The sequence below is a fragment of the Arthrobacter sp. M2012083 genome (assembly GCF_000281065.1).
Classification (GTDB): Bacteria; Actinomycetota; Actinomycetes; order Actinomycetales; family Micrococcaceae; genus Arthrobacter.
Window position 1 is genome coordinate 1 of the sequence record NZ_AKKK01000040.1, and the last position, 3,620, is coordinate 3,620.

Annotated in this window: 1 rRNA gene; it reads right to left on the reverse strand. The window is 55.1% G+C overall.

The window, feature by feature from the left end:
* Positions 1-115: 115 nt before the first annotated feature.
* A 23S ribosomal RNA gene (locus A477_RS0116910) occupies positions 116-3,269 on the reverse strand.
* Between the last annotated feature and the right edge of the window lie 351 nt (positions 3,270-3,620).

Here is a 3,620-nt window from a genome sequence, read left to right on the forward strand (position 1 = left end):
CGGGGTGGGAAATCTTTGGTGGTTACAACTGTGGTGTTGTGTATGTAGTTGTTGGTTCCTGGAACAAGCGGGTTGTTGTTCGGGAACCACATAGTGGACGCGTGCAGTGTGTTGTGTGGTGTAAGTTGTTGGCCTATTAGTACCGGTCAGCTTCACGAGTCTTTAGTCCTCGCTTCCACATCCGGCCTATCAACCCAGTGGTCTGGCTGGGGGCCTCTCACACATAATGTGTATGGAAATCTCATCTTGAAGCGAGCTTCCCGCTTAGATGCTTTCAGCGGTTATCCCATCCGAACGTAGCTAATCAGCGATGCACTTGGCAGTACAACTGACACACCAGAGGTTCGTCCGTCCCGGTCCTCTCGTACTAAGGACAGCCCTTCTCAAATTTCCTGCGCGCGCAGCGGATAGGGACCGAACTGTCTCACGACGTTCTAAACCCAGCTCGCGTACCGCTTTAATGGGCGAACAGCCCAACCCTTGGGACCTACTCCAGCCCCAGGATGCGACGAGCCGACATCGAGGTGCCAAACCATGCCGTCGATATGGACTCTTGGGCAAGATCAGCCTGTTATCCCCGAGGTACCTTTTATCCGTTGAGCGACGGCCATTCCACAATGTACCGCCGGATCACTAGTCCCGACTTTCGTCCCTGCTTGAGATGTCTCTCTCACAGTCAAGCTCCCTTGTGCACTTACACTCGACACCTGATTGCCAACCAGGCTGAGGGAACCTTTGGGCGCCTCCGTTACTTTTTAGGAGGCAACCGCCCCAGTTAAACTACCCATCAGGCACTGTCCCTGACCCGGATCACGGGCCGAAGTTAGATGTCCAAAGTGACCAGAGTGGTATTTCAACGATGACTCCACCCGAACTGGCGTCCGGGCTTCAACGTCTCCCACCTATCCTACACAAGCCACTCCGAACACCAATACCAAACTATAGTAAAGGTCTCGGGGTCTTTCCGTCCTGCTGCGCGTAACGAGCATCTTTACTCGTACTGCAATTTCGCCGAGTTTATGGTTGAGACAGCGGGGAAGTCGTTACTCCATTCGTGCAGGTCGGAACTTACCCGACAAGGAATTTCGCTACCTTAGGATGGTTATAGTTACCACCGCCGTTTACTGGGGCTTAAATTCTCAGCTTCGCCCTTACGGGCTAACCGGTCCTCTTAACCTTCCAGCACCGGGCAGGAGTCAGTCCGTATACATCGTCTTGCGACTTCGCACGGACCTGTGTTTTTAGTAAACAGTCGCTTCCCCCTGGTCTCTGCGGCCCACACCCGCTCACGGAGAGCAAGTCTCCATCACGGGGCAGGCCCCCCTTCTCCCGAAGTTACGGGGGCATTTTGCCGAGTTCCTTAACCATAATTCTCTCGATCGCCTTGGTATTCTCTACCTGATCACCTGTGTCGGTTTGGGGTACGGGCGGCTAAAACCTCGCGTCGATGCTTTTCTTGGCAGCATAGGATCACCGGATCCCCCCGAACGGGGGTCCCATCAGATCTCAGGAACGTGCTCGAAGCACACAGGAACGGATTTGCCTATCCCTGACCCTACATCCTTAGACCGGGGCAACCATCGCCCGGCCCGGCTACCTTCCTGCGTCACACCTGTTAATACGCTTACCTCCCGGGATCAGGTCCCGCGCTCGGCCAAAACCCACAACACCACAAGGGTGAGCGGGCAGGCTCCGGGCGGTTAGTATCCCCCGCTTGGCATGGGCGGTTTTTCGCCGGTACGGGAATATCAACCCGTTGTCCATCGACTACGCCTGTCGGCCTCGCCTTAGGTCCCGACTTACCCAGGGCAGATTAGCTTGACCCTGGAACCCTTGATCATTCGGCGGACGGGTTTCTCACCCGTCTTTCGCTACTCATGCCTGCATTCTCACTCGTGTAGGCTCCACCGCTGGTTTCCACCGCGACTTCACTGCCCACACGACGCTCCCCTACCACTCCACACCCCTGAACCACGAAGGCTAGGGCATTATGTGAAATCCACAACTTCGGCGGTGTACTTGAGCCCCGCTACATTGTCGGCGCGGAATCACTTGACCAGTGAGCTATTACGCACTCTTTCAAGGATGGCTGCTTCTAAGCCAACCTCCTGGTTGTCTTCGCAACTCCACATCCTTTCCCACTTAGCACACGCTTAGGGGCCTTAGTTGGTGGTCTGGGCTGTTTCCCTCTCGACTATGAAGCTTATCCCCCACAGTCTCACTGCTGCGCTCTGACTTACCGGCATTCGGAGTTTGGCTGACGTCAGTAACCTTGTAGGGCCCATCGGCCATCCAGTAGCTCTACCTCCGGCAAGAAACACGCAACGCTGCACCTAAATGCATTTCGGGGAGAACCAGCTATCACGGAGTTTGATTGGCCTTTCACCCCTACCCACAGCTCATCCCCTCCATTTTCAACTGAAGTGGGTTCGGTCCTCCACGACGTCTTACCGTCGCTTCAACCTGGCCATGGGTAGATCACTCCGCTTCGGGTCTAGATCACGCCACTACACTCGCCCTATTCAGACTCGCTTTCGCTACGGCTACCCCACACGGGTTAACCTCGCGACGTAACACTAACTCGCAGGCTCATTCTTCAAAAGGCACGCCGTCACAGTTACTTGTGATTACTCACGACTGCTCCGACGGATTGTAAGCACACGGTTTCAGGTACTGTTTCACTCCCCTCCCGGGGTACTTTTCACCTTTCCCTCACGGTACTGGTCCGCTATCGGTCATTAGGAAGTATTTAGGCTTATCAGGTGGTCCTGACAGATTCGCACGGGATTTCTCGGGCCCCGTGCTACTTGGGATACTCCCCAGGCCGTGCACAACATTACGGTTACGGGGCTCACACCCTCTCTGGCCGGCCTTTCAAGACCGTTCACCTATGCCTGCACCTCACCTCACTGGTCCGGCAGAACCAGAACGGAAAGTCCCACAACCCCGCCCATGCAACGCCCGCCGGCTATCACACATGGAAACGGTTTAGCCTGATCCGCGTTCGCTCGCCACTACTAACGGAATCACTATTGTTTTCTCTTCCTGCGGGTACTGAGATGTTTCACTTCCCCGCGTTCCCCCCACGCACCCTATGTGTTCAGATGCGGGTCACACAATCACCTTGCAGCGTTGTGCGGGGTTTCCCCATTCGGACATCCTGGGATCAACGCTCGGTTATCAACTCCCCCAGGCTTATCGCAGATTCCTACGTCCTTCTTCGGCTCCTAATGCCAAGGCATCCACCGTGTGCCCTTAAAAACTTGACCACACAAGATCAATAAACTTACTCGAGAGAACCACGAGCCACCAGGGCCCAAGGTTCATTCATAAGAAATTGCTGTAAGAACACACACAAAGGTGTGTGTCCTAGATGCTCGCGTCCACTATGTAGTTCTCAAACAACAACCCCATCAACCAGACCACCACCCATCACAACCCACACAAACGCGCGGACCAAAACAGTGACCGGGGTACCGGAAGCAGGAACAAAAGAAACACCAGAAGATGCCCTCTGCATTGCTGCAAAAAGGTCCTGTTGCCTCAGGACCCAACAGTGCGCCAAACACAACCCCACACACACCACGCCCCGGCAGCTTTCCCAACAACACCACACCCCC